Here is a 25784-nt window from a genome sequence, read left to right as displayed (position 1 = left end):
CGGCCGCTGGGGTCATGTGTTTTGTGTTTCGGCCGTCGGCTATCACCGAACCTGACCGCTCAGACGGACGACCCCTCCGTCGTCGTTGCCTCGAGCTGGTCGCTCAGGATGCTCGAGGCATGTTCGGGTCGGGGGACACGTTCGAAAGTGAGTTCGGGGTCGCCGGAGCCGGCGGTGTAGACGGTCAGATCGCCGTAGCCGAGCGCCCGGCCGAGCATGGTCTGGCTGAGGCTGGTGTTCTGGACGCGCTCGAGTCGAAACTGGGTGACGTCTCTCGAGATGACGCCGCGTTTTTTGTACAGTTCGCTCGAGGTGATCACGTAGCGGGTGTTCGTCCAGAAGAGATAGCGGACGCCGGCGAACGCGACACAGCTGACCAGGACGAGCGCTCCCAGGACCGACAGTATCGCCTCGCCGTCGGACAGCCCCCAGGCGAGGACGCCGAGGGCAACGACCGCGAACCCTATTGCGATGGGGACGCCGACGCCGAGTTCGATCGGGTGGGGCCGACTCTCCCAGACGAGTTCCTCGTCGTCGCTGATGTGGAACCAGTCCGGAGTCGTGCTGAACGCCATCGGCCGCCGCTATTCCGGTCGTCGTGGTAAAGCTACCGGGGGTACGGACGGGTTACCGGTTCCCCCGATCACGTAATCGCGACGATGGGTCGCTCGAGCCCGTGTGTTCGTACAACAGATACAGCAACAACGCGGCGATGAGCAAGTCGAACCCGTGTTCGATAATGTGGTGTGCGACCATCGGAACGAGTCCGAAGACGGTCCCGAGACCGACGAGCGACCGAGCCACGAGCAGTCCTAACGCGATAGCGATGATCCCGTGTCTGATCGTTCGCCGGCGGTGGTAGCCGACGATTCCGGCGAAAAAGAGAATCGCCGTTCCGAACGCGGCGAGCAGGATAATTCCGATTAGCACTGGTGCCATCGTCGGCGAGAGCCAGCCGTCAACGGCGAGCGAGCCCGGAACTGCTGTCGACTCCTCGAGGTGGTCAGCGTGCGAACAGGCGTCGAACGCTCGAGTCTCCATCGATGCCGTCATCCGTCGTTGCTATCCGACGCTCCAGCCGGTCGTTCTCGTGGCTCCGTAACTGAGTCGACCACGGAGACGTCGGTGCTGGTGGACTCTCATACAATACTGGTTCGTGCGAGCCTGTATACGCGGTTTGGTAGTGTTCTCGAAATCGATCACGACGGTGGCGGGCGACGACGCTCGAGCCCGCCTCCCCTCCGGGTGTGTGATGGCGACGCTTTTTCACCTTGCGCGCCTATAACTCCACGTATGAGCAGCGTGCGCAAGCCCGACTGGTTAAAATCCCGACCACCGTCGGGCCGTGAGTTCGCCGGCATCCGCGAGACGCTGCGCGAACACGACTTACACACCGTCTGTGAGGAAGCAAACTGCCCGAACTTAGGTGAGTGCTGGTCGGGCGGGGCCGGAACGGGACAGGGCGAAGGCGGCACGGCGACGTTCATGCTGATGGGCCATCGGTGCTCTCGAGGCTGTAACTTCTGTGACGTCGAAACCGGGGGAATGGAGCCACTCGATCCCGACGAACCCGCGAACGTCGCCGAGGCGGTCGCCGAGATCGGACTCGATTACGTCGTCCTCACGAGCGTCGACCGCGACGATCTGCCCGACCAGGGTGCGGGCCACTTCGCTGAGACCATTCGCGAGATCAAAGCGCGCCACCCCGGAATCGTCGTCGAGGTCCTTATTCCCGACTTCCAGGGCGAAGAGCGTCTCGTGCGAAAGATCATCGACGCCGAGCCGGACGTCATTGCACACAACGTCGAGACGGTTTCCCGCCTCCAGTTCCCCGTCCGCGACCGCCGCGCGGGATACGAACAGTCGCTCTCGGTCTTAGAGCAGGTCGATCGCGAATCGGACATCTACACCAAGACCTCGATCATGCTCGGCCATGGCGAGTACGACCACGAGGTCTATCAGACGCTGGCAGACTGTCGCGAACGCGGCGTCGATATCGTCACCCTCGGCCAGTACCTCCAGCCCTCGCGCAGTCACCTCGAGGTGAAACGATACGACCACCCCGACAAGTACGAGACCTGGCGTCGCGTCGCCGAAGCGGAGTTAGGCTTTCTCTACTGTGCCAGTGGGCCGATGGTGCGCTCATCGTACAAAGCCGGTGAACTGTTCGTCGACGCCGTGTTGCGAGAGGGCAAAAGCGTCGAGGAGGCTCGAACACAGGCGCGGGCCGAGCGCTCCGGCGTTTCGACGGCCGAGTGAGGAGTCGCGCTCGTTCTCACACTTCGTCCGGGTCTCGAGTGTCTAGTGCGTTACGTAGCAATATCACGAACGCGAGCGCGATACGACTCCGAAAAGCGAGGTCGTGGTATAGTAACAACTGCACCGAGTTGCACACTGATCGCCGATCCGTCTGGCGAGCAGGTGTGCACTGACGTGCAGTGGCTACTATAGGTCTCCAGTCCGACCCCCGCGAATCGGCATCGCTCACCGGCCCGTCGCGTCTCGGACGTCGTCTCCGGATTCGGATGGGACTGCGACGCGATCGCGCCCTTGTCTATCGTCATCGTCTGTGAATCGATGGGATACGTCTTCGAAACGAACGGTGGAACGAACGTCGGCCTTGGTTCCAGTACTGCCTCTATCTCGCCAAAGACGAGCAACGCTTTCGGGTCTTGCTCTTCGACGACCAACAGCGACGAATACCGGGCCACAATTACAGTCACCAGGACGATACCGCCGACGACGATGGATGCAACTGCCACGTGGTATCGTACGGAAGAATATCAATAAAATGACTCTCTGCTGTCGACTGTGTCGCTCGGGTCGACCCGAATGGGTGTCGGAAGTCATCTCATGTGGCTTGTCGGCGGTTATACGACCAGTTTCCGTGGTTTGGATTCGCTATCGCTTCGAAGTGTCGAGGATATGTGAACCAGCCCTGTGCATCGGCGACCAATGGTGTATTATTGGGTACTTTTGGTGCCCGCACTCACACACTCTGACGATTGACTGGCAAGAACCTCATCATTAGTAAACTATATGGGGAAAATCCTTTATCCTGAGCGATATATCATACTGGTATGTGCAGGTGGTTCTACCCGTGAGTACGATACAGCGCGACCCACGTGACCGAGTACAGGTACTCGACGAGGCTGGTCGGGTCGTAGAGGGTGCCGAGGTTCCTGACCTTACCGAAGACCAACTCATCGATATCTACGCACAGATGCGCCTGGTCCGGCACTTCGACGAGCGAGCCGTGAGCCTCCAGCGCCAGGGGCGAATGGGGACCTATCCGCCGCTGTCCGGCCAGGAAGCATCGCAGGTCGGGAGTGCCCACGCGATGGATGACGGAGACTGGGTGTTCCCGAGCTACCGCGAACACGCCGTCGGCCTGGTCCGAGGGGTAAGCCTAGAGCGAACGCTGTTGTACTGGATGGGCCACGAACAGGGCAATGCCATCCCAGACGACGTCAACATGTTCTCGGTCGCGGTACCGATCGCGACTCAGATCCCCCACGCGACGGGTGCCGCCTGGGCCTCGAAGCTCAAAGGTGAGCAGAAGGCGTTCGTCTGTTACTTCGGTGACGGTGCGACCTCGGAGGGTGACTTCCACGAGGGACTCAACTTCGCGGGCGTCTTCGACACCCCGACGGTCTTCTTCTGTAACAACAACCAGTGGGCGATCTCGGTCCCCCGCGAGCGACAGACGGCGAGTGCGACGCTCGCTCAGAAGGCGACCGCCTACGGCTTCGAAGGCGTTCAGGTCGACGGAATGGATCCCCTGGCGGTGTACAAGGTCACCCGTGAGGCGATCGAGAAGGCGAAAAATCCGGACGCAGTCGAGGACGATTCGCCCGGCCGAGCGACCCGCCCCACGCTCATCGAGGCGGTCCAGTACCGTTTTGGAGCTCATACGACTGCGGACGATCCATCGGTCTACCGAGACGACGACGAGGTCGAACGCTGGAAGCAAAAAGACCCCATTCCGCGACTCGAGGCGTATCTGCGCTCACAGGGGATGCTCGACGACGAGCGCGTCGACGCGATCGAAGACCAGGTTCAGGAGGCGGTCGCCGACGCGATCGATGCCGCCGAATCCTACGAGCGCCCCGATCCCGAGGAGATCTTCGCCCACGTCTACGAGGGGATGCCCAAACGGTTAGGACAGCAACTCGAGTACTTCGAATCGATTCGCGAGCGACACGGCGACGACGAACTCTTAGAGGGCTAAGCTATGGCTGTAGACTCCCCAACACAGACGGACGGCGAGACGGAGAACCTCACGCTGGTACAGGCGGTTCGAGACGGCCTGTACGCCGAGATGCAACGCGACGAGGACGTGATCGTCCTCGGCGAGGACGTCGGGAAAAACGGCGGCGTCTTCCGTGCAACCGAGGGGCTGTACGACGAGTTCGGCGAGAATCGAGTGATCGACACCCCACTCGCCGAGTCCGGCATCGTCGGCACGGCGGTCGGGATGGCCGCCTACGGGATGCGTCCCGTCCCAGAGATCCAGTTTTTGGGTTTCATCTATCCCGCGTTCGACCAGATCGTCTCACACGCCGCGCGCTTGCGAACGCGCTCGCGCGGGCGATTTACGTGTCCAATGGTCATCCGCGCCCCCTACGGCGGCGGCATTCGCGCGCCCGAACACCACTCCGAGTCGACCGAGGCGATGTTCGCCCACCAGCCCGGACTCAAAGTCGTCATCCCGTCGACGCCGTATGACACAAAGGGGCTGCTCACCAGTGCGATCCGGAGCCCCGACCCGGTGGTCTTCCTCGAGCCCAAACTCATCTACCGGGCGTTCCGCGAAGACGTCCCGACCGAGCCCTACGAGATACCGATCGGCGAGGCTGCTGTCCGCCGCGAGGGTGCCGATATCTCCGTGTTCACCTGGGGAGCGATGACCCGGCCGACGCTCGAGGCCGCCGACACCCTCGAGGGCGAAATCGACGTCGAGGTGGTCGACCTGCGAACGCTCTCGCCGCTCGATGAGGACGCCATCGTCGACTCGTTCACAAAGACCGGCCGCGCGGCTGTCGTCCACGAGGCGCCGAAGACGGGCGGACTCGCCGGTGAGATCATCGCGACGATTCAGGAACACGCGTTGCTCTATCAGGAGGCACCGGTCCAGCGCATCACCGGCTTCGACACGCCGTTCCCGCTGTACGCGCTCGAGGATTACTACCTACCCGAGGCTGCCCGAATCGAGGACGGCATTCGGGACGCAATGGAGTTCTGACATGGTTCATGAATTCACACTGCCGGATGTCGGCGAAGGGGTCGCCGAGGGCGAACTGGTCTCGTGGCTAGTCGAGGAGGGCGACGAGGTGACCGAAGACCAGCCCGTCGCGGAGGTCGAAACCGATAAAGCCCTCGTCGAAGTCCCATCGCCGGTCAACGCCACCGTCCAGGAACTTCACTGGGAAGAAGGCGACGTAGTCCCCGTCGGCGACCTGTTCGTCACCTACGCGGTCGACGGCGACGACGAAAGCGAGGGGGCAGCCGAACTCGAGGGCGAACCGGACGAGGCCGTCGACGCCGATGCGGCTGACGACGGCGCCGTGGGCAACTCCGGCGCCGAAACCACCGAGATAGAGACGCCGCAGGACCGCGTCTTCGCGCCTCCCCGCATCCGTCGACTGGCCCGCGAGGAGGATGTCGATCTCGCCGCCCTCGAGGGGAGTGGTCCCGGCGGCCGACTCACCGCGGCGGACGTTCGAGCGGCCGCCACCGGCGAACAACCGGTCGAGCCAGCACAGGCCGAAGCGCCTGCATCGGCCCAGCCGATTGATGGGACTGCCGAGGCGTCAGAGGACGTCTCGAGCGCCAGCGACTCCGAGCCGTCCAACACAGCGCCGGCAGACCTCGAGTCGGCAGACCTCGAGTCGGCGGATCGAGAGCGAACGCTCGCCGCACCCGCGACGCGTCGACTCGCCGAGGAGATGGGCGTCGACATCGATGCCGTCCCAGCCGTCGAGGAACGCGATGGCGAGGCGTTCGTCACGGCCGAAGCGGTCGAGCAGTACGCCGAGGCACAACGACACGCACAACAGGCAGATCGTGAGGCGGTCGCGTCGAGCGAATCGACGGCAACGAAAGGGACCGATTTCGCGCCGGGCGAACGCGAGCGCCGAGAGCCGTTCCGAGGCGTTCGCAAGACGATCGCCGACGCGATGGTCGAGTCGAAGTACACCGCCCCCCACGTCACCCACCACGACGAAGTGGACGTGACCGCGCTGGCTGAGACTCGAGAACGGCTCAAATCGCGAGCCGACGAGCAGGGCATTCGCCTGACGTACATGCCGTTTATCACGAAGGCCGTCGTCGCGGCGCTCAAGGAGTTCCCGGAGATGAACGCGGTCATCGACGACGAGAACGAGGAGATCGTTTACCGCGATTACTACAACGTCGGCGTCGCGACTGCGACCGACGTCGGGCTGATGGTTCCGGTGCTCGAGGACGCAGATCAGAAGGGTCTGTTACAGCTCTCTTCGGAAATGAACGAACTCGTCCAGAAAGCTCGCGAACGGACGATCAGCCCCGACGAACTGCGGGGATCGACGTTCACGATCACCAACGTCGGCGGTATCGGCGGCGAGTACGCGACGCCGATCCTGAACTACCCCGAAGCCGGTATTCTGGCGATCGGTGAGATGACGCGCAAACCACGCGTCGTCACCGACGAAGACGGCGAAGAATCGATCGAACCACGGTCCGTACTGCCGCTATCCCTGTCGTTCGATCACCGGCTGATCGACGGTGCCGTCGGCGCACAGTTTACGAACACCGTCATGGAGTATCTCGAGCACCCCGAACTGCTATTGCTCGAGTGACTGTATCCGGAGATACGACCGATGATATCTACGCTACCAAACGCGATCGAATCGAACGGAGGACCCGACTGATGGTCGTCGGAGACGTCACGACCGGAACCGACGTCGTCGTCATCGGCGCTGGACCGGGCGGCTACGTGGCCGCGATCCGTGCCGGCCAACTCGACCTCGACGTCACGCTGGTCGAGAAAGCTGCCTACGGCGGGACCTGCCTGAACCACGGCTGCATCCCCTCGAAAGCCCTCATTACGGCGACGGACGTCGCCCACGAGGCCCGCCACGCCGAGGAGCTGGGCATCCACGCTGACCCCGCCATCGACATGGCAGGGATGGTCGGCTGGAAAGACGGTGTCGTCGACCAGCTTACAAGCGGTGTCGAGAAACTCTGTAAAGCGAATCAGGTCAACTTACTCGAGGGAACGGCCACCTTCGCCGGCGAGAACACCGTCCGCATCTCACACAGCGGCGAGGGCCAGGGCTCTGAGACCCTCGAGTTCGAACACGCCATCATCGCGACCGGCTCGCGACCGATCGAGATCCCGAACTTCTCGTTCGACGACGAGCCCGTATTGAACTCACGACAGGCGCTCGCGCTCGAGTCGATCCCCGACTCGCTCGTCATCGTCGGCGCCGGCTACATCGGCATGGAGCTAGCGACCGTCTTCGCTAAACTCGGCACCGACGTCACCGTCGTCGAGATGCTCGAGTCGATCCTCCCCGGCTACGACGACGACCTCAAACGACCGGTGAAACAGCGAGCGAACGATCTCGGTATCGACTTCGAGTTCGGCTACACGGCCGCCAAGTGGCACGAACACGGTGACGGCATCCGCGTCGTCGCGGAACCCGCAGACCGGACCGAAGCTGACGAGTCGCTCGACCTCGACGCCGAAACGGTCCTCGTTGCCGTCGGTCGTGAACCCGTCTCCGACACGCTCGATCTCGAGGCGGTCGGCGTCGAGACCGACGAGCGCGGTTTCATCAAAACCGACTCACGCGCGCGAACGAACGTCGATCACGTCTTCGCGGTCGGCGACGTCGCCGGTGAGCCAATGTTGGCACACAAAGGCAGCGCGGAGGGGCAGGTCGCCGCCGAGGTGATCGCCGGCGAACCCGCAGCACTCGACCACCAGGCGATCCCCGCGGTCGTCTTCACCGACCCCGAGATTGCAACCGTCGGGATGACCGAACGCGAGGCCGAAGACGCCGGCTTCGAAACCGCTGTGGGCCAGTTCCCCTTCCGGGCCAGTGGCCGCGCACTGACTACCGGCGATACCGACGGCTTCGTCAAGATCGTCGCCGACGAGGACGAGGGCTACGTTCTCGGTGCCAGCATCGTCGGCCCCGAAGCCTCCGAACTCATCGCCGAACTCGGCCTCGCGGTCGAACTCGGCGCCACGCTCGAGGACGTCGCCTCGACGATCCACGCCCACCCAACGCTCGCCGAATCGGTGATGGAAGCTGCCGAGAACGCCCTCGGCCACGCGATCCACACCCTGAACCGCTGAGTCGGCCCACCGGTCCTCTCGCTACGTCACGAATACGGTTTCCCCCGAATGGAACACCAGTCGTTATCGGCGACGATCCGATAGCACTCGAGAACTCCGATACCATCTCAGAGAACACGAACTCAACTGCGCTATTGAGTGTACAACGAGTATGCGATCACGATGAACCCCGTGAGGACTAGTAGACTCTCGAGTAAGATCCCCATCTCGAGTGAGACCCCGAGAATTTCATAGAGCATTCCCGCGAGGACGAACCCGAGCGTGACCAGCCCGAACCCGACCGCGAGCATCCCGAGTGCCCGCTGTCTCGTTCGCCGGTAGGCTTTGAACGCGAAGTACGTGATGACGCTTCCGACGACCAGCATCAGCGTCTTCACGACGGCGAGCGCCATCGTCACCTCGACACCCCCTGTGTGCGGACTCATGTTTCCTTGCGCACCTCCGACCACAGCTCCGCGAGTCGCTCGTCGGCCGTCCGAGCCGGCCGATCGATCTGGACCGCTAGCGACCGGCTCTCGTCTAAGGTCAGCGTAATCTCGTCGAATGCGACCGCGTACTTGCTCGCGTGGTGCCCGTCGCGTCTGATCTCAGTCGACTCCTCGAGCAGCGTCGCCTCCGTCAGCAACTCGAGCTTTCGGTACAGCGTCGACTGTGGAATGTCACACTGGTCAGTCAACTCAGAGGCCGTCATTGGGTTCTCGAGATTCCGGATAATCTCTCGGCAATCGGGGTCGTCGAGCGCAGAGCAAATATCCTCCGCCGACGGCGTCGACTCCGAGGAGAGCGGGTCCCGGACCATTCGTGCGTCTATTACGACCCATCCCGTTTATCGCCATCGATACATTTCGTCCGGATTTTCCCTCTGTTGAACTTGTTCATCGTCTCCCGGTGACTGCCTGAAACGCGAAGCCTTCTTGCGCGTGCGCCCTCGAGTACGTGTACGCGGGTCTTACCCGGTCCGACCGCGCCTGCGAGGGTGGAATGACCGACCGACCTCCGCCCGCGTGACATTCTACACAGACCACGGCCTCGAGCCGCAGGCCCGTCCTCGCTAGCGCTCGTCCAGTGTAACCTCGCCTCATGCTATCGGCTTTCTATGCGGCCTCGAGGCGACGGCCTTATGTAATGACCCGGCACTCGGTTAGAATGCAAACGACGTGGCCCACGCGGCCACGTTCCCTCCGGCCGTGTTCCGGCACGGAGGCAGGAACCTATCCCCGCCTCGTTGGAACGTCGATCGAAGTCGGCGCTCACGGTGGGTAATGAATCGTGCTGCGTTCCGGTCGCTTCTGGCGACCACAGGACGACGCCCTTATATACATGGGCCAACTCCGATATGATACGCAGAATGCGTCGCCGGATGTGGTTTCCGGAGCGCGACCGATCCGTTGCCCTTAAGTGTACGAGGCTGTTCGGATACGGTTGCAAAGAACGCGTGATGGACGGGCCGTTGGATTCGGTCCGTCGTCTTGGGCCTGCTCGAAGTCGAAGGGGTTATGTACTCCTGGTGGCTTACGATTAGGTCCGAAGGAAATGAGGATTTCACCCCTGCGGTCCGCCGTACAGATGGGATCTGATGTTAGCCTTGGTAGTTCGGTGACGCCAGATCGGTCGTCGATCGCGGTCACCGAACGTGGACCCATTTAGTGTGAGTGCATTAGCATTCACCGCCAAACCCTCCCTTCACAGGGAGTTATAGCATTCCGGTTGATCCTGCCGGAGGTCATTGCTATTGGAGTCCGATTTAGCCATGCTAGTTGCACGAGTTCAGACTCGTAGCAGATAGCTCAGTAACACGTGGCCAAACTACCCTATGGATCCGGATACCCTCGGGAAACTGAGACTAATCCGGGATACGAGTCCCAGGCTGGAACTGCCGGGACTCCGAAATGCTCCGGCGCCATAGGATGTGGCTGCGGCCGATTAGGTAGACGGTGGGGTAACGGCCCACCGTGCCGATAATCGGTACGGGTTGTGAGAGCAAGAGCCCGGAGACGGTATCTGAGACAAGATACCGGGCCCTACGGGGCGCAGCAGGCGCGAAACCTTTACACTGCACGCGAGTGCGATAAGGGGACTCCAAGTGCGAGGGCATATCGTCCTCGCTTTTTGCGACCGTAAGGTGGTCGCGGAATAAGGGCTGGGCAAGACCGGTGCCAGCCGCCGCGGTAATACCGGCAGCCCAAGTGATGACCGCTATTATTGGGCCTAAAGCGTCCGTAGCTGGCCAGGCAAGTCCGTCGGGAAATCCGCGCGCTCAACGCGCGGGCGTCCGGTGGAAACTGCGTGGCTTGGGACCGGAAGACCTGAGGGGTACGTCTGGGGTAGGAGTGAAATCCCGTAATCCTGGACGGACCACCGGTGGCGAAAGCGCCTCAGGAAGACGGATCCGACGGTGAGGGACGAAAGCTCGGGTCACGAACCGGATTAGATACCCGGGTAGTCCGAGCTGTAAACGATGTCTGCTAGGTGTGCCACAGGCTACGAGCCTGTGGTGTGCCGTAGGGAAGCCGTGAAGCAGACCGCCTGGGAAGTACGTCCGCAAGGATGAAACTTAAAGGAATTGGCGGGGGAGCACTACAACCGGAGGAGCCTGCGGTTTAATTGGACTCAACGCCGGACATCTCACCAGCACCGACAGTATGCTGTGAAGGTCAGTATGATGAGCTTACTGGAGCTACTGAGAGGAGGTGCATGGCCGCCGTCAGCTCGTACCGTGAGGCGTCCTGTTAAGTCAGGCAACGAGCGAGACCCACGTCCCTAATTGCCAGCAATACCCTTGCGGTAGTTGGGTACATTAGGGAGACTGCCAGTGCCAAACTGGAGGAAGGAATGGGCAACGGTAGGTCAGTATGCCCCGAATGTGCTGGGCGACACGCGGGCTACAATGGTCGAGACAGTGGGATGCAACTCCGAGAGGAGACGCTAATCTCCGAAACTCGATCGTAGTTCGGATTGCGGGTTGAAACTCACCCGCATGAAGCTGGATTCGGTAGTAATCGCGCCTCAGAAGGGCGCGGTGAATACGTCCCTGCTCCTTGCACACACCGCCCGTCAAAGCACCCGAGTGAGGTCCGGATGAGGCCCCGTCAGGGGTCGAATCTGGGCTTCGCAAGGGGGCTTAAGTCGTAACAAGGTAGCCGTAGGGGAATCTGCGGCTGGATCACCTCCACAGATCGGGATCAGGCCGATGGCCTGACCCACCTTATGTAGCGTTTTACGCTACGGCGAACCGTGGCGCTTTGCGCCACACGGTCTACGTTCGATCGACCCATCGTCGGCCGATCGGGCACCTTTGAACTACCAAGGCTAACATAACACCCTGTCTCGCTGTCGTGAGACGTGAGACAGGGGTGGGCCCATAGCTCAGTGGGAGAGTGCCTCCTTTGCAAGGAGGATGCCCTGGGTTCGAATCCCAGTGGGTCCATACCTCGGATGGGATCGAGATCCGTGCCCTTAAGTGTGGCAAGGAACTTTGATCTGATCCGAACGAAACCGATGCACCACTCCGCGCAAGCGTGAGTGGGAAGGGTTGATGCAGGCCCGTTAGTCAGCGGGCGTGCAGATGAGACCGTGTGTACGTGTAGTCCAGGCGTCCACTGGACCCGTTCCCGGGTCACAATCGTCACACTTCGGTGTGACGACATTCCGTTGCGATTCTATCGCAACGTCGATCCGATGAACGTGGCTACTGTGCCAGCTGGTGGATCGCTCGGCTTGAGAGCTGAAGAAGGACGTGCCAAGCTGCGATAAGCCTGAGGGACCCGCACGGAGGGGAAGAACTCAGGATTTCCGAATGGGAATCCCCACCGCAATTGCTTCGCGCAATGGGGAACGCCGAGAACTGAAACATCTCAGTATCGGCAGGAAAAGAAAGCAAACGCGATGTCGTTAGTAACGGCGAGTGAACGCGACGCAGTCCAAACCGAAGCCTTCGGGCAATGTGGTGTTCGGACTGACGATCACTTCGCGAAAGGCGACAGGAAGTCTCTTGGAACAGAGCACGAGACAGGGTGACAGTCCCGTATTGTCGTCGAGTATCGAACGAGTCAGCTCCAGAGTATCGGGGGTTGGATATCCCTCGTGAAGATCGCGGGCATCGACCGCGAAGACTAAACACTCCTCAAGACCGATAGCGAACAAGTAGCGTGAGCGAACGCTGAAAAGCACCCCAAGAAGGGAGGTGCAATAGGGCGTGAAATCAGTTGGCGATAGAGCGACGGGGCTTAGAAGGCCCTGAGAGAAACGACCGCAACGCGAGTTGCCAGTAGAAATCTCGGGGAGCCGAAGTTCCGTCGTACGTTTTGAAAAACGGACCAGGGAGTGTGCCTGATTGGCGAGTCTAACCTGAGTATCAGGGAAGGCAGAGGGAAACCGACATGGCCGCAGCACTTTGTGTGAGGGCCGCCGTCTTCAAGGGCGGGGAGTCAATCGGGCACAACCCGAAACCGGATGATCTAGGCATGGGCAGGGTGAAGCGTGGCGAAAGCCACGTGGAGGCCCGTTAGCGTTGGTGTCCTACAATACCCTCGCGTGATCTATGTCTAGGGGTGAAAGGCCCATCGAATCCGGAAACAGCTGGTTCCAACCGAAACATGTCGAAGCATGACCTCCGCCGAGGTAGTTCGTGGGGTAGAGCGACGGATTGGGAGATCGCACTCCGAGAGGAGTGTGCCTCCCTGTCCAACTCCGAACCTACGAACGCTGTCGACGCGGGGAGTCCGGTGCGCGGGGTAAGCCTGTGTACCGTGAGGGAGACAACCCAGAGCTGGGTTAAGGTCCCCAAGTGTGGACTAAGTGCGATCGAAGGTGGTCGCAAGCCCTAGACAGCCGGGAGGTGAGCTTAGAAGCAGCTACCCTCTAAGAAAAGCGTAACAGCTTACCGGCCGAGGTTTGCGGCGCCGAAAATGATCGGGGCTCAAGTCCACCACCGAGACCTAGCGGCGCACTCAGTGAGTGCGATCCCGTAGGTTGGCGTTCCGTTCGGGTGGAAGCATGGGAGAGATCTCATGTGGACCGTGCGGTAACGAAAATCCTGGTCATAGTAGCAGCGTGAGTCGGGTGAGAACCCCGACGGCCGAACGAGTAAGGGTTCCTCAGCAATGCTGATCAGCTGAGGGTTAGCCGGTCCTAAGTCCTGCCGTAGATCGAGCAGGTCAAAAGGGAAATAGGTTAATATTCCTATGCCAGTGTGCACTCAAAGCCGACGCTTTGGGGCCGCCTCTACCGGGCTTTCGCCCGGTCGAACAGTCGAAATTCGTGGAAGCCGTAATGGCAGGAAGCGAACGAATGGCTGGATAGCGCAAGAGAGGTCAACCTAGAGCCCGTGAAAAGGCAAGCACACTGTCCGTACCGAGATCCGACACAGGTACTCGTGGCGGCGAAAGCCAAGGTCTGTCGGGAATAACCGACGTTAGGGAATTCGGCAAGTTAGTCCCGTACCTTCGGAAGAAGGGATGCCTGCCTCGGAAAGAGGCAGGTCGCAGTGACTCGGACGCTCCAACTGTCTAGTAACAACATAGGTGACCGCAAATCCGTAAGGACTCGTACGGTCACTGAATCCTGCCCAGTGCGGGTATCTGAACACCCAGTACAATGGGACGAAGGACCCGTTAACGGCGGGGGTAACTATGACCCTCTTAAGGTAGCGTAGTACCTTGCCGCTTCAGTAGCGGCTTGCATGAATGGATGAATGAGAGCGTCACTGTCCCAACGTTGGGCCCGGTGAACTGTACGTTCCAGTGCGGAGTCTGGAGACCCCCAAGGGGAAGCGAAGACCCTATAGAGCTTTACTGCAGGCTGTCGCTGAGACGTGGTCGCTACTGTGCAGCATAGGTAGGAGCCGTTACACAGGTACCCGCGCTAGCGGGCCACCGAGGCATCATTGAAATACTACCCGGTAGTGACTGCGACTCTCACTCCTGGCGGAGGACACCGGTAGCCGGGCAGTTTGACTGGGGCGGTACGCGCTTGAAAAGATATCGAGCGCGCCCCAAGGTTTCCTCACCCGAGTCGGAGACTCGGGAAAGAGCGCAAGAGCATACGGAAGCCTGACAGTGTCCGGCACAACAACGGACGCTGACGCGAAAGCGTGGTCTAGCGAACCAATTCGGCTGCTTGATGCGGCCAATTGCTGACAGAAAAGCTACCTTAGGGATAACAGAGTCGTCACCCGCAAGAGCACATATCGACCGGGTGGCTTGCTACCTCGATGTCGGTTCCCTCCATCCTGCCCGTGCAGAAGCGGGCAAGGGTGAGGTTGTTCGCCTATTAAAGGAGGTCGTGAGCTGGGTTTAGACCGTCGTGAGACAGGTCGGCTGCTATCTATTGGGGGTGTTATTGGTTCCTGACGGGAACGTTCGTATAGTACGAGAGGAACTACGAATGGGTGCCACTGGTGTACCGGTTGTTCGAGAGAGCACGTGCCGGGCAGCCACGCACCACGGGGTAACGGCTGAACGCATCTAAGCCGGAAACCCACCTGGAAAAGAGGAACCGCGGAGGCCACTCGTAGAAGACGAGTTCGATAGACTCGGGGTGTACGCGTCGAGGCAACGAGACGTTGAGCCCGCGAGCACTAATCGGCCAAGCCACACACTCATAACTACAACGCATTTGGATCGGACCCGAGAACGGGTCCAGACGCAAACTGGACTACACATACACACGGTATTAGACGTAATATACGACCGATGATGGTCTTGTGACGGTTCGACTCCGTCGATCGGCGTTACGGCGGCCAGAGCGGCGAGGGACCTCCCGTACCCATCCCGAACACGGAAGATAAGCTCGCCCGCGTATCGGCAAGTACTGGAGTGGGAGACCCTCTGGGAACGTGGATTCGCCGCCGACTACTCATACGGTATTCACTCGATAGCCACCGATGCTGGTGTTCTGGACGAAAGTTCAGCCGGGGAGTCGATTCTCGGTATCACAGCGGTTCGATTCCGCTGGTCGGCGTTAGAGCGGCCAGAGCGGCGAGGGACCTCCCGTACCCATCCCGAACACGGAAGATAAGCTCGCCCGCGTATCGGCAAGTACTGGAGTGGGAGACCCTCTGGGAACGTGGATTCGCCGCTTTCACTCATACAATAGTCTCGTAGTGACCACTCCGTCTTTTAATCAGGCAGTAGCCCAACGGCTAACGATACTAGTGTCCGACCGTTCTCGAGCATCGATTGCCTCAGTGTCGCCTCGAGAGAGGCCGAACGCTCTCGTACTCGAGCGAGAAGGCCTGTGGACCGATCAGCCGACTCTTGGTTCGTACGGCGACGTGAGCGATATCGTGCTAGACATTACGTTCAGGATGCACAACTCGGGTGGTCTCCTGGGAAGCGTCGGTACAGTCGCAGGTCTCACGTGACGGAAAACCCACCTACCAGTATAGAAACGACCGTGTTATCGAACCCGGTCTGTCACGGGTCAGTTGTTTCCGTCACTCACACGTTGTCGTCGGGCTCGAGTTCGAACTGTTCGTTTTCAGTGACGGTGTTGAGAACGATGCTCGTATTCGACTGGTTGATGTCGGGATCGGTGATCAGGCTTTTGATCTGATCGTTCATGTCGTCGGTATCTTTGAATTTGCCGATCGCGATCACGTCGTAGTCACCGGTGACCTCGTAGACGGAGATCATCTGTCGGTGATCTTTTAGCGTCTCCGTGATCTCTGGGAGGGCGCTGCCTTCAGCTTTGAGCTGCATTACGGCCGTTACGTCGAAACCAAGGGCGTCGTAGTTAACTCGGGGCGTGTACGCCTCGATCACTCCCTCTTCTTCGAGATCAGAGAGGTGGTTCGAGACCGTAGTGACAGAGACGTCGAGCTTTTCCGCGAGGCTTCGCAGACTTGCGCGGCCATCGCCAAGTAATTCATTCACTAAATCTTCGTCCAAGTTCTCGTAAGCCATTGCAACAGGCGATACTCTGCACGTAGAAAATATTTATGATGTCCAATTAGGTCTCCCGTGATGACCGTCCTTTTCGAGATTCGACTCAAGGCGACAGCCACTCCATGCACGAAGCGTTAGCGATCACGTCGTCGCTCATTGGCTCGTTCGTCGGTGGTCAGCTGCGCTGGCAAGCGGCGGTTCGCTGGTACGACACGTTGTAATACTCACGTTGGTCACGGTGGCCGCCACCGGCGGCCTGTACTGGTTGTTGTGTTGGTTCGTGGCTGCGGTGACCGACGGAACCGGCCGGTACGAGATCCCAAACCCTACGCGACACTCCCCACAGAGAGCCGCGGCGAGTGGGGAACTCGAGAGACAGCATGCACGTGACCAATCTCCACTGGTGAACGATCGATGATGCTCTCAAAAGCCGCTGACGTCGTGGTCGTCGGTGCGGGGGCTGCGGGCATCGGTACCGGTGTGGTGTTCTCGCTGTTCGATCTCGAGACCGTCGTCCTCGAGCGTGACGAGATCGGCGCCTCGTTTCGCGGGTGGCCGATGAGATGCGATTCATCACGCTGTCGTTCCCGAGTAACAGCTTTGGACTGACCGAAGTGAACGCGATCACACCGAACACCTCGCCCACGATCACACTCGAATGGGGGCATCCGAGCGGTGACGAGTACGCCGACTATCTCGAGGGAGTTGCGGACTTCTATGACCTCTCTGTCAAAACCGGCATCGAGGTGTCGGGAGCTCACCCACGAAGTACGATCGAAACGGAGCCGGCCACCGACCGACGGCACGATCAAGTGCCGTCCCGGCTGTCGACGGAGGAGCGGTGTCCGAGTTCGGCTCCGCGTGTTCTTACCAGTTCCCAGCGACGCTCGCGGTCTTTGCGGCTGTAGGGATGTGGTGGCTCGTCGGGCCGTACCTGCTGGTACTGGCAGTCACGACGCTCCTGTACGTCGCCGTGATCGCCCCACCGGCGGCCAGAGAGTCCCATACCGTGATCGATCGACGAACGGTTCTGAACTGCCCCGATCCGCGTGCCATCGCTCGTGCGGCCTGGAGTGCGCTTCGGGAGTTCGTCGTGACGGCGTTGCCCGTGTTCGTCGTCATCACATTCGTAGCTGCGTGCTGGCCTCGGTTCGGAAAGACGGGATCGTCCTGCTAACCGACGGTAGAACTGCGACGGCACTCTCTCCGCTCGAGGTGCTCGTGGCAGTGTCTCTCGCCGGCGTCCTGTTGCCTTGTCTCGTGACCGCACTTACCGTTGCTCGAGAGGTGTCGACACGCTGGGCGCTGAAAATGATGGCCCGTCAGGCAATCGCAGCCATCGGGTTTTCGGTCGTGATCGCCTGGCTCGGCTGGGGGCTGCTACGACTCGTCTAATCTCCGCCTTGTGCCAGCCGAGAGGACCGAAATAGCGAACCTGAGTGCCGTCACGTCGCCGTGGTCTCCTCGTTGGGACTGGCACTCGTATCTAGTGGCTTCGATCCGTCGATCGATCAGTCGTACTTTCGAAAGCCCATGTCGCGGGCCATCTCTCGGAACGACTGCCGACACAGCCAGATATCGTATTTGCCGATCAAGCCCTGTTCGCGACCGGTGTCTCTGCAGACGCGCTGGTTTCCGGTCCGGTCGCCGTTCGCGTTCGTGCCGTCGGTCGATTCGTCTGTCGATTCGGTCGACGCTTCAGTCGTCATGCCAGCTCCGCCGCTCTCTGTCTCAACGACGGTTCGATCGTCGTGTCTTCGGCGAGTTCGTCGAGAACCGTCCTGGCGTTGCAGTCGGCGAGTCCGTTGAGTGCGTGCCGACGGAACTCCCCGCGGAGGCCGCCCATTTGGACGAGAATTCCGAGGTTCGTCGTCTCGTCCGCTCGAGCGAGCGCATCGATCGCATCGTAGCGTTGCGTTTTTGATACGTTCTTCTTGACTGCCGTTTGGAATGTCGTAGACATTGGTTGAAGGGGTCCGTGGGTGATCGTGTCCTCGAGTGCACAGTACGAGCCGTTACGGTCCGAAACCCACGCCCTCACTGGCGAATCTTCAACTGAGGCCGGCGAGATTGGGCTCGCGGCTCTCGCGAAGTACGTGACCGAACGTGGTGTTCTTGGGAGATCATGGGTTTTAGAACGCACCGTCAGGGGATCGTCTGTCCACTCACCACTAACAACACGCACACTTGTGGTAATATAAGTTGTTATCTAATTTGTGTATTTTATTAACAACCAGAGGGTGTTTACGACCATCGACGCGACGTATCCCGCATGACGACACGCAACTCAACCAATAAATACGGCTGTACCATCGTTGGGGGTGGAATTCACGGCACGTACCTCGCCCAGCGACTCCTCGAGGACGGTCCGTTCGACAGATCCGACATATTATCCTCGACCCGCACGACCGACTGCTGGCATCGTTTCGCGAGAAGGCGGGTACCTGTGGAATGGAGTCGCTCAGATCGACGTTCGTCCACCACGTCGGCACCGAACCGTTCGGTTTCGAGAGTTTCGCCGAAGCGAACGATCGGGAAGATGAACTCGTCCGGACGGTCGATTATGAACGAACTGACGTGCGTTGGTTTCGGATGGGTTCGGTCGTGACACATTGCGTTGCTACGGCCGTGTCGGTTCGATGGCGACTTCGATGTCGAACAATGAGGCTAGCGTCAGGATGTCCTGTGAGTTCTGGGCTGATAGATCCACGTGAACGTGTGTCACTGCATCGATAGACTCCAATTTACTCAACAGCAGATGCAAGAACCGGAACGCTCCAAATCGGTCTTTGTACTGTAAGAGAATATTAAGCGAGTCGAGACAGACAGCAGTGCCGACGTCTACCGGTTGTGAACTCTCCCACTCGTCGACCAGTTTTGTCGTGAGGATTCCCACTCGTGTGACATCGTTCGGGTTCGATACCTCGAGGTACTCAACGCTATCGCGAATCTCTTCGGAAAACGGCTGGCGGTACCCGACGGCGATGAGTCCAACTCGGTTGGCGGATGCGACGAGCGTTTCGAGGTCACTCCGACGGATCGGAGTGTATCTGATTAGGAGGATATCGGTTGCCGGCTCGCAACAGTGACCGAGCAAATCCCTACAGCACGTCCCTCGTTGATTACTGTGGGTGTCTGACTCGAGGAGAACGCTCGTTCCGCCCTCGAGGTCGTGGTAGGTCGGGAGGGAAGGGGGCTCTACGTCCTGTGTGTCGGTTGCGCTTGAGCCAAGCGGACGCTTCGTATTACACGTTGCTGGAGTCGACGTGTCGCCGTTCGCGGTTTCTGAGTGTGGTGTGCCGTCCGCGTTCGAGGATGACTGGTCAGTAACGCTTTCCGACTCGGCTGTGAGTGACTGATCGTCTGTTTCGTCTCTTTGGTGGCGCTTCGAACCGATCGCCTTCGATAGACTAGCGAGTCGTTGTCGGATGGACCTACTCTCTTCGGTTTCCACAGCAGGACCGGGCCGAAGTTCGGAGTCCGTACCGGACCGTTTAGCCGCTTCTCGATCGCCACCCGGCCGTTCTACGTTGCCACTTTCGGGTGGTGTCCGCGTGCTCACGTCGTGACCGGTGGAAGAGGGTGTTGTGGCACCATCACTACTATCTCTTGCCACAACTGACGGCGGTTTTGCATCGCCGACCGCGTCAATAATCGCGGGTCCGTCCGTCGGTGACTCACCGGACCGACCGACGAGCTGGTCGATGCGGCCGCGGAGCAACGGACGTGTGTCTTCGAGCGATGACGTGATTACACAGTACTGGACGCCAGCGTCAAGAGCTGCGGCGACGGATTGGTCAGCTTCCGGTGGTGCAATGATGACTACTGGTGTCGTCTCATCAACCTCATGAAGGCGACGAACGGTATCGAACGCCTCCGACTCGAGCGTCTCGAGCGTGGCGATGAGACAGTCGACTGATGGTGCTGTTTCTTTCCAATCAACTGGACGGGACAATTGTACGACCTCGAGTTCGTCACCTGCAGCCAGTAGCTCTCTCCACCGCTCAAGAGATCTATCTCCGGCGAGGATTGCCACCGTCGTTGACGCCGTCGTCTCGGTTGTCATCTGTGTGTAACTTTCACCAAACTTTATACCGTACAGACCCAATCGGGCGGTAATAACTCTTCTTGCGCAGAGTTATACGTTCTCCGTTACTGTCTATACAAATGATCTGTGGTGTACAGGCACCTATTCGAACGCCGAGATGGATGTCCAAACCACTCGGGAGTGGCTGTGTCGTATTCCGTGGTGGTGAGCCGGCTCAGTCGGGCTGTATCAGTGCCGCGCGTACACAGCGTGGAGAGCGCTCTTTTGTTCGGTGTGTCCAACGAATAGCATCGAACCCGATCAAGCAATGACCGAACTGGATCGACCGGTCCGAACCAAAGCCCTCGTCAGGGACTGGTATGTCGTTTTTCTCGTCGTGGGGCTGCTTGCGGCAGTCGCCTGTGGCTGGTGGGCCTATCAGGTCAACGTCGTCCATGATGTCGAGACCGACGAGCACCCGGTCGACCAGTGGACGGAGACCACTGACTACGAACACAGCGTCGTTGTCGACCAAGAGACAATTCCTTTCGAAGCTGGTGAAACCCTTTCGAATCGTCCCATCTACTATACGAATCTCTCGGACGATCTATCGGGAACATACACATACGAGTACGACGCCAACCATGGGAATCTCTCGGTGACGACGGATACCTACTTGATCCTTAGGGCTGGCGAACTCGAGAACGGGGAGGTCGTCGAGACCTACTGGGAGGTCGTCGAACCGCTCGAGGCAGCGAGTACGTCGTCGCTTTCGCCGGCAGACGCCCACACCGTCGAATTCGACGTCCACATTCCGTTCGTTCTCGAGACGATCTCGACCGTCGAACAGCAGGTCGGCTCCGCGGAGGGCGTCGTCGATGCACGGGTAGTTTCGGCGAGTACAGTCGAGGGAACGGTCGACGGTGAGCCGGTCTCGAACAGCTACGACAGCGAGCTGTTGTTGCTCGTCGATCCGGCGACGTTCCGTGTTTCCGACACTATGACCGTCGAAGAGCGCCACCAAGAGTTCGAAACCGTCGAGGTTCTCTCAGAACCATCGCTGTTTGAATCTCTCGGCTCGATTATATTGTTTGGCCTCGCGTTCGTCGGGCTCGTCTCGCTGATCGTCGCCCGTGTCGGTGGGTACATCGAACTCACTGACGAGGAACGAGACCTGCTAAAACACGAGCAGCACCGCTCGCAGTACGACGATTGGATCACGGCTGGCACGTTCCCGTCTGAACGCGAGTACGAACAGACGGTCCTCGTCGACGATCTCGAGGGCCTAGTCGACGTTGCGATCGATACGAACAAGCGAGTAATCGAAGACCGTGAACTGGGGGTCAGCACGGTGCTCGACGACGAGTATATTTACCTGCACGTACGGGCCGACTCACCGGCACACGACTGGTTGGTCAGCTATGCGGACACCACTCTGGGGGAGTTCGATGAGCATACGTTTTGAGACTGACGGATTGAGCTGTGGAGACGGCCTCGCCTGGGTGCCCTGTCAGGAAGAACAGTTACAGATAGACTGCCTTGCTGGCGACTCTCGATCGGCATGAACCCGCGAGACCTCACGCAGTACGCTGTCGCCGCCGTTCTCGCCACGCTGATCGTCGTCTTACTCTTTGGGCAGTTGCTTGGCCAGCCGTTTCTCGTCTTCGTGGAGACTGGGAGCATGTCTCCGACGCTCGAGCCAAACGACGGCTTCGTGGCCATCCCGGCGCTGTTTGCTGGCGAGGTCGAACCGGGCGATGTCATCGTCTTCGACTCACGGGAACTCGGTGGCGGCGAGGTCACTACTCACCGAGTCGAGGCCGTCACGGGTGAGGGGTACTTGACAAAAGGGGATGCGAATCCGTTCCTCGACCAGGACGGCGACGAACCGCCGGTTGCGCACGGACAGGTTCGCTCGGTTGCACTCCAACTCGACGGTGATCTGGTGGTTATTCCGGGCCTCGGTGCGACGGTTACTGCGGTCAGCGGAACGGTCGAATCGGTCCAAGAGCGGGTGCTCACACCGTTTGGAATCGATCCGCCTGACATCAGAACGGTCTCGACGACTATCCTGGTCCTTGGGCTTGCCCTCTACATTATGAGTGCGATCCGATGGACTGCCGACCGGCGAGCACGCCGACGCTCAGATGATAGCCCGTTGCAAAACGCGCTCGTCTTGATCGCGATCCTTACGCTCGTCGTCATCGTTCCGGTGAACGCTTCGATGTTACTCCCCTCGGGCACCTACCAGTACGAACTTGTCAGTTCGACATCACCCACCGACGACGAGTGGGTTGCCGGTGTTGGTGACTCGACCGACGTCACCTACGTAATGCGAAACAGCGGTCATCTCCCCGTCATCACGGTACTCGAGCCCGCAAGTGATGGCGTCGACCCTCCAGATGGCTATACGTACATTCCAAGGGGGACAACAGTCGAGACGTCGGTAACGATGCACGCACCCGACGAGACTGGGGTTCACCTCCGCTTTGTCAGTGAATACCGATACCTCGTCGTGCTGCCGCCGTCGCTGATCGCTGCTTTACACGCTATCCATCCTGTGGTTGCACTCGCCGCAATCAACGCCACTGTAGCCGGAGCTGTAATCGCTGTTTCATTTACAACTCTCGGTACCGACCGGATCAAGGTCCGTTCGAAACGTCGGGAACTAACTCTTGTTGAACGGCTCAAGCGACGACTCCCGCCACCACCACGGTGGTGATGTGACAAAATAACATTTCAAAAACACAAACGGCCGACGAGGAAACTGTTAAGTCCGGACGAACTCTCTATCCGATGAGAAATACTGTTTAATCGATCAATATGAGCTTACGACCAGTTGCCACGTTAGATGCTCGAAAAGAAAAAGACGCGCTCTTTACTGCTCTCGGAAACCACCGACGCCGGTATGTGTTGTACGCTTGCAATCAGGCTGGCGGAGCAACGACACTTTCCGATGTCGCTGAACAGGTTGCTGCCTGGGAGTACGACAAACCCATCGAGGAGCTCACTTCTACCGAGCGCAAACGTGTCTACACATCGATCCAGCAACACCATCTCTCGAAACTCGAAGACGCTGATCTCCTTGACCGGGTCGGCAACGAGCTAGTCGCGACCGAGCGGGCGAAAAATTTGGATATTTATCTGGAGGTGGTGCCGTCGAAGACGATTCCCTGGCCGCTGTACTATCTCGGGTTAGCGATGGTCGGTGCGGCGTCGATCACGTTCGCCCACATCGGATGGTTCCCGGAGGCGCTCTCGGTAACTGTCGTTGGTATACTGTTTGCTATCGCGATCTCTCTATCGGCTGTCGTCCACCGATACGATTCACAGCGGCTGCACTTTGGGTCAACCGAGATACCGCCGGAGATTGGTGACTGAACCGTTTCCAGACCAGTGTGTCCTTCTTACTGATGGACTGCGCCGCTTCTGGCACCGCCTGCATCACGGACCAGTGAGCTTGAACGCCGGATCGCGTTGCCCGGTTCGTTGGCTGGCGTTGCCTGTTTTACTGGCTGGCGGATCAATACAAAGACCGGTGGGAACCAGGAGTCAGTATGGGAATTACACGACGAAACACGATCATTGGATTGGGCGTTTTGGCCGGCAGTGCGGGTCTCATCGGCGGTTCCGGTGCGTTCGACAGCGTCGAAGCACAGCGGAGTTTCGACGTGAGCGTCTCCGGCGACGCTGGCGGCCAGCTCGGAATCACCGTCACGAACGATGCTATCGCACGAACGGAAGAAAGTGGGGCCGGTGACAACGAGGTCATCGTCTTCAGTTTGGAAGCTGATGATAGTCTCAACGAGGACGCAGTCACGACGTTCTTCGAAGTCTTCGACCTGACGAACAACGGCTCACAAGACGTCGAAGCCCGGCTTGACCTCGAAGACGTCGAGGGACTGACGTTTACTGTCGCCGACGATGGGGATAACCTCACAGATGGTGTCGGAATCGATGTCGGTGAGACGATCAGTGTCGGCCTGGAAGTGAACACCCGCGAAGGTGGCTACACCGAACCCGAAGGGGGAGAGCCACACCAGATCACCATCATCGCAGAGTCCGACGCTGCAGCGGAGTAGAGACGCTTTTGGGGGATAGCAGAAGCGAACTCGACACCACTAGTACCCCGTTCGATTACCCCGCTAACCGACACAACTGGCCGCTCCTGAAAAACAGTTCGGTCACCAGACATGACGATGACATCACTTCGCCGACGTAACACACTGATAGGAATAGGCACTCTGGTCTTCGGAGCCAGCGGCTTTCTCGTCAGTGGAGCGTTTAGAGTCAGTTCCGAAGGAAGCAGTGGTGATGGGTGGGTCCGTGTTGCCGGCGTCGATAGTCCAGTGCTATCGACCGACCAGGATTCGAACGCTGGTGACGACCAGCCGACTGACAGCGATGAACCCGACTCTGATTCGAACTCCGATGACCTCGACAACGTGGGCGAGGGAGCCGGGTCCGATGACGACCCAGCCGACGGACCGACCGACGATCCAGCGGGAGACGAGTCGGGAAATGACGGCTCGGCCTCGAGTGACGACTCATCTGAGCCGACCGAAAGTCGCATCCAGGTCGTTGCTGACCCGACGAACGACGGGACTCTGCTCGCGCAGCTCGGCTGGGACGGCCGGATGACGGCCTCTGATCTGGTCGCTGCCGACGGTGACGGTTTCTTGGCGGGTTTCACCCTCGAGAACGTGAATCCGAACGCCGTCTCGAGGATCGGAACCGTCGGTGGAAACGGCGATAGAGACCGACCGGCGTTTCTCGTCGCGAACATCGACGACCCTAGCACACCGGGAACTAGCGGTCACACAGTCGAGGTATCAGTCACAGCAACCAATGCCGACGGTGAGACCGTCGATGTCGCCAGCCAGCTCCGGCTTCCGTTTCGCATTACGGTCGGTACCGACCAGTTCGACCGCGGCATCGACCTGTACTCGAGGACCATCGAACTACCGGTCGGCGCGGTCACAGAGGTCGGTATCGAGGTTGACACCCGCGGTGAGACGACGGCGCTTGAACAACTCGCTAACATCGAGTTCGTAACAGAAATACTGACCTAGGATGAGTCGAGAAAAACGACGCACTCGAGGTGGGTCTGGCGGTGTGAGCCGACGCACTGCGTTGGCTATGCTCGCCGGTGGTGGGTTGTTGAGCGTCGGTGTGTCGGGAGCATTCGATACGGTACGGATGACTCGTCCCTTCGATCTAGCCGTGCGACGAGACGACGAAGCGCTGCTCAGAATCCAGCTGTTCGACTCGACGGTCGAAAGCGGAACGACGATCTCGATGATCGAGCTAACGAACGGGTTTTCATCAGCGTTCGAAACGGTCACCGTCGACGTTGTCTCGTCAGGTGGTCTCGACGTCGATGTTGAGACGCCGCTACCTACTGGTACGTTTAGTCCTAGACAGCGGTTACCTGTTATCGCGACCGTAAGCTGCAACGGTGACCGAACGGAAACAGTCGTTCTAGATATCGTTGCGGAGGGAGAAACCGAACGGGTCGAAGCTC

At 59.6% G+C, this 25784-nt stretch carries 18 protein-coding genes, 1 tRNA gene, 4 rRNA genes and 3 pseudogenes; 18 read left to right on the top strand and 8 right to left on the bottom strand.

The genetic code is table 11. The features are described 5' to 3' along the window. Nucleotides 1-59: 59 nt before the first annotated feature. Both AArc1_RS17710 and AArc1_RS17705 read right to left on the bottom strand, forming a co-directional pair. The gene (locus tag AArc1_RS17710; protein WP_117365586.1) at nucleotides 60-575 is read right to left on the bottom strand and encodes a PH domain-containing protein; all 516 of its coding nucleotides are present in this window, start codon (nucleotides 573-575) and stop codon (nucleotides 60-62) included. A gap of 52 nt (nucleotides 576-627) precedes the next feature. Next, nucleotides 628-939 (bottom strand): DUF7471 family protein, encoded by a 312-nt coding sequence (locus tag AArc1_RS17705; protein ID WP_117365967.1) that lies wholly within the window; start codon nucleotides 937-939, stop codon nucleotides 628-630. A 354-nt stretch (nucleotides 940-1293) separates the two neighbouring features. Here AArc1_RS17705 and lipA point away from each other — a divergent pair, with 354 nt between their 5' ends. From lipA to lpdA, 5 genes are all read left to right on the top strand, one after another. Next, entirely contained in the window at nucleotides 1294-2259 is a 966-nt protein-coding gene (gene lipA / locus AArc1_RS17700) for a lipoyl synthase (protein ID WP_117365585.1), read from the top strand. A gap of 841 nt (nucleotides 2260-3100) precedes the next feature. After that, a complete protein-coding gene (gene pdhA / locus AArc1_RS17690) occupies nucleotides 3101-4231 on the top strand; it encodes a pyruvate dehydrogenase (acetyl-transferring) E1 component subunit alpha (protein ID WP_117365583.1) in 1131 nt (376 codons plus the stop codon). A gap of 3 nt (nucleotides 4232-4234) precedes the next feature. After that, nucleotides 4235-5245, top strand: coding sequence for an alpha-ketoacid dehydrogenase subunit beta (locus AArc1_RS17685; protein WP_117365582.1), 1011 nt, complete (start codon nucleotides 4235-4237; stop codon nucleotides 5243-5245). A 1-nt stretch (nucleotide 5246) separates the two neighbouring features. Continuing rightward, complete coding sequence (locus AArc1_RS17680) at nucleotides 5247-6839, top strand: dihydrolipoamide acetyltransferase family protein (protein WP_117365581.1); 1593 nt, start codon at nucleotides 5247-5249, stop codon at nucleotides 6837-6839. A 71-nt stretch (nucleotides 6840-6910) separates the two neighbouring features. Beyond that, on the top strand, nucleotides 6911-8347 hold the full coding sequence (lpdA, locus tag AArc1_RS17675) for a dihydrolipoyl dehydrogenase (RefSeq protein WP_117365966.1): 1437 nt from the start codon (nucleotides 6911-6913) through the stop codon (nucleotides 8345-8347). A gap of 131 nt (nucleotides 8348-8478) precedes the next feature. On the opposite strand, the gene AArc1_RS17670 is transcribed toward lpdA, so the two are convergent. Next, nucleotides 8479-8772, bottom strand: coding sequence for a DUF7521 family protein (locus AArc1_RS17670; protein WP_117365580.1), 294 nt, complete (start codon nucleotides 8770-8772; stop codon nucleotides 8479-8481). Next, nucleotides 8769-9146, bottom strand: coding sequence for a winged helix-turn-helix domain-containing protein (locus AArc1_RS17665; protein ID WP_117365579.1), 378 nt, complete (start codon nucleotides 9144-9146; stop codon nucleotides 8769-8771). The genes AArc1_RS17670 and AArc1_RS17665 overlap by 4 nt, the downstream gene beginning before the upstream one ends. A gap of 901 nt (nucleotides 9147-10047) precedes the next feature. On the opposite strand from AArc1_RS17665, the gene AArc1_RS17660 reads away from it, so the two are divergent. The 5 genes from AArc1_RS17660 to rrf (AArc1_RS17640) all read left to right on the top strand — a co-directional run bounded on the left by AArc1_RS17660 (nucleotide 10048) and on the right by rrf (AArc1_RS17640) (nucleotide 15430). After that, nucleotides 10048-11519 (top strand): 16S ribosomal RNA (locus AArc1_RS17660). A gap of 183 nt (nucleotides 11520-11702) precedes the next feature. Further along, nucleotides 11703-11774: transfer RNA gene (locus AArc1_RS17655), tRNA-Ala, on the top strand. Nucleotides 11775-12026: 252 nt separating this feature from the next. After that, nucleotides 12027-14946 (top strand): 23S ribosomal RNA (locus AArc1_RS17650). Nucleotides 14947-15078: 132 nt separating this feature from the next. Further along, nucleotides 15079-15200 (top strand): 5S ribosomal RNA (gene rrf, locus AArc1_RS17645). Nucleotides 15201-15308: 108 nt separating this feature from the next. After that, a 5S ribosomal RNA gene (rrf, locus tag AArc1_RS17640) occupies nucleotides 15309-15430 on the top strand. The 16S, 23S and 5S rRNA genes sit together here with 1 tRNA gene alongside, the layout of an rRNA operon. Before the next feature lie 356 nt (nucleotides 15431-15786). On the opposite strand, the gene lrp is transcribed toward rrf (AArc1_RS17640), so the two are convergent. Continuing rightward, entirely contained in the window at nucleotides 15787-16251 is a 465-nt protein-coding gene (gene lrp / locus AArc1_RS17635) for an HTH-type transcriptional regulator Lrp (RefSeq protein ID WP_117365578.1), read from the bottom strand. A 396-nt stretch (nucleotides 16252-16647) separates the two neighbouring features. Here lrp and AArc1_RS17630 point away from each other — a divergent pair. Next, nucleotides 16648-17141 (top strand): annotated as a pseudogene (locus AArc1_RS17630) (NAD(P)-binding domain-containing protein). After that, nucleotides 17084-17628, top strand: a pseudogene (locus AArc1_RS19720) (nucleoside recognition domain-containing protein); the annotation flags it as partial. The pseudogenes AArc1_RS17630 and AArc1_RS19720, both read left to right, overlap by 58 nt. Before the next feature lie 116 nt (nucleotides 17629-17744). On the opposite strand, the gene AArc1_RS17620 reads toward AArc1_RS19720, so the two are convergent. Both AArc1_RS17620 and AArc1_RS17615 read right to left on the bottom strand, forming a co-directional pair. Next, entirely contained in the window at nucleotides 17745-17942 is a 198-nt protein-coding gene (locus AArc1_RS17620) for a 30S ribosomal protein S14 (RefSeq protein WP_117365577.1), read from the bottom strand. Continuing rightward, the gene (locus AArc1_RS17615; RefSeq protein ID WP_117365576.1) at nucleotides 17939-18196 is read right to left on the bottom strand and encodes a hypothetical protein; all 258 of its coding nucleotides are present in this window, start codon (nucleotides 18194-18196) and stop codon (nucleotides 17939-17941) included. The genes AArc1_RS17620 and AArc1_RS17615 overlap by 4 nt, the downstream gene beginning before the upstream one ends. A 309-nt stretch (nucleotides 18197-18505) precedes the next feature. On the opposite strand from AArc1_RS17615, the pseudogene AArc1_RS19425 reads away from it, so the two are divergent. Further along, nucleotides 18506-18798: pseudogene (locus AArc1_RS19425) on the top strand (FAD/NAD(P)-binding protein); the annotation flags it as partial. A gap of 55 nt (nucleotides 18799-18853) precedes the next feature. Here the strand turns inward: AArc1_RS19425 and AArc1_RS18595 are convergent. Beyond that, nucleotides 18854-20341 (bottom strand): DUF7504 family protein, encoded by a 1488-nt coding sequence (locus AArc1_RS18595; protein WP_133412378.1) that lies wholly within the window; start codon nucleotides 20339-20341, stop codon nucleotides 18854-18856. A 247-nt stretch (nucleotides 20342-20588) separates the two neighbouring features. Here AArc1_RS18595 and AArc1_RS17605 point away from each other — a divergent pair, with 247 nt between their 5' ends. From AArc1_RS17605 to AArc1_RS17585, 5 genes are all read left to right on the top strand, one after another. Then, nucleotides 20589-21725, top strand: a complete 1137-nt coding sequence (locus tag AArc1_RS17605; protein ID WP_117365575.1) for a DUF5305 domain-containing protein — start codon at nucleotides 20589-20591, stop codon at nucleotides 21723-21725. A gap of 96 nt (nucleotides 21726-21821) precedes the next feature. Beyond that, complete coding sequence (locus tag AArc1_RS17600; RefSeq protein ID WP_117365574.1) at nucleotides 21822-22982, top strand: S24/S26 family peptidase; 1161 nt, start codon at nucleotides 21822-21824, stop codon at nucleotides 22980-22982. Nucleotides 22983-23083: 101 nt separating this feature from the next. After that, a complete protein-coding gene (locus AArc1_RS17595; protein ID WP_117365573.1) occupies nucleotides 23084-23641 on the top strand; it encodes a DUF7344 domain-containing protein in 558 nt (185 codons plus the stop codon). A gap of 176 nt (nucleotides 23642-23817) precedes the next feature. Beyond that, nucleotides 23818-24342 (top strand): hypothetical protein, encoded by a 525-nt coding sequence (locus AArc1_RS17590; protein ID WP_117369824.1) that lies wholly within the window; start codon nucleotides 23818-23820, stop codon nucleotides 24340-24342. Between the two features lie 267 nt (nucleotides 24343-24609). Continuing rightward, nucleotides 24610-25332, top strand: coding sequence for a hypothetical protein (locus AArc1_RS17585; RefSeq protein ID WP_117365571.1), 723 nt, complete (start codon nucleotides 24610-24612; stop codon nucleotides 25330-25332). Nucleotides 25333-25784: the final 452 nt, after the last annotated feature.

The sequence above is a fragment of the Natrarchaeobaculum sulfurireducens genome, from assembly GCF_003430825.1.
Classification (GTDB): Archaea; Halobacteriota; Halobacteria; order Halobacteriales; family Natrialbaceae; genus Natrarchaeobaculum; species Natrarchaeobaculum sulfurireducens.
The sequence above is the reverse complement of the archived record's forward strand: the minus strand, read 5'-3'. Positions and strand labels throughout refer to the sequence as shown.

Bases quoted from the DNA above. Each gene is read 5' to 3' on its own strand.
- AArc1_RS17665 (WP_117365579.1), bottom strand. From the start codon at position 9,146: ATGGTCCGGGACCCGCTCTCCTCGGAGTCGACGCCGTCGGCGGAGGAT.
- lrp (WP_117365578.1), bottom strand. From the start codon at position 16,251: ATGGCTTACGAGAACTTGGACGAAGATTTAGTGAATGAATTACTTGGC.
- AArc1_RS17670 (WP_117365580.1), bottom strand. From the start codon at position 8,772: ATGAGTCCGCACACAGGGGGTGTCGAGGTGACGATGGCGCTCGCCGTC.
- AArc1_RS17595 (WP_117365573.1), top strand. From the start codon at position 23,084: ATGAGCTTACGACCAGTTGCCACGTTAGATGCTCGAAAAGAAAAAGAC.
- AArc1_RS17710 (WP_117365586.1), bottom strand. From the start codon at position 575: ATGGCGTTCAGCACGACTCCGGACTGGTTCCACATCAGCGACGACGAG.
- lpdA (WP_117365966.1), top strand. From the start codon at position 6,911: ATGGTCGTCGGAGACGTCACGACCGGAACCGACGTCGTCGTCATCGGC.
- AArc1_RS17590 (WP_117369824.1), top strand. From the start codon at position 23,818: ATGGGAATTACACGACGAAACACGATCATTGGATTGGGCGTTTTGGCC.
- AArc1_RS17605 (WP_117365575.1), top strand. From the start codon at position 20,589: ATGACCGAACTGGATCGACCGGTCCGAACCAAAGCCCTCGTCAGGGAC.
- AArc1_RS17705 (WP_117365967.1), bottom strand. From the start codon at position 939: ATGGCACCAGTGCTAATCGGAATTATCCTGCTCGCCGCGTTCGGAACG.
- AArc1_RS17600 (WP_117365574.1), top strand. From the start codon at position 21,822: ATGAACCCGCGAGACCTCACGCAGTACGCTGTCGCCGCCGTTCTCGCC.
- AArc1_RS17685 (WP_117365582.1), top strand. From the start codon at position 4,235: ATGGCTGTAGACTCCCCAACACAGACGGACGGCGAGACGGAGAACCTC.
- AArc1_RS17620 (WP_117365577.1), bottom strand. From the start codon at position 17,942: ATGACGACTGAAGCGTCGACCGAATCGACAGACGAATCGACCGACGGC.
- lipA (WP_117365585.1), top strand. From the start codon at position 1,294: ATGAGCAGCGTGCGCAAGCCCGACTGGTTAAAATCCCGACCACCGTCG.
- AArc1_RS17615 (WP_117365576.1), bottom strand. From the start codon at position 18,196: ATGTCTACGACATTCCAAACGGCAGTCAAGAAGAACGTATCAAAAACG.
- AArc1_RS17680 (WP_117365581.1), top strand. From the start codon at position 5,247: ATGGTTCATGAATTCACACTGCCGGATGTCGGCGAAGGGGTCGCCGAG.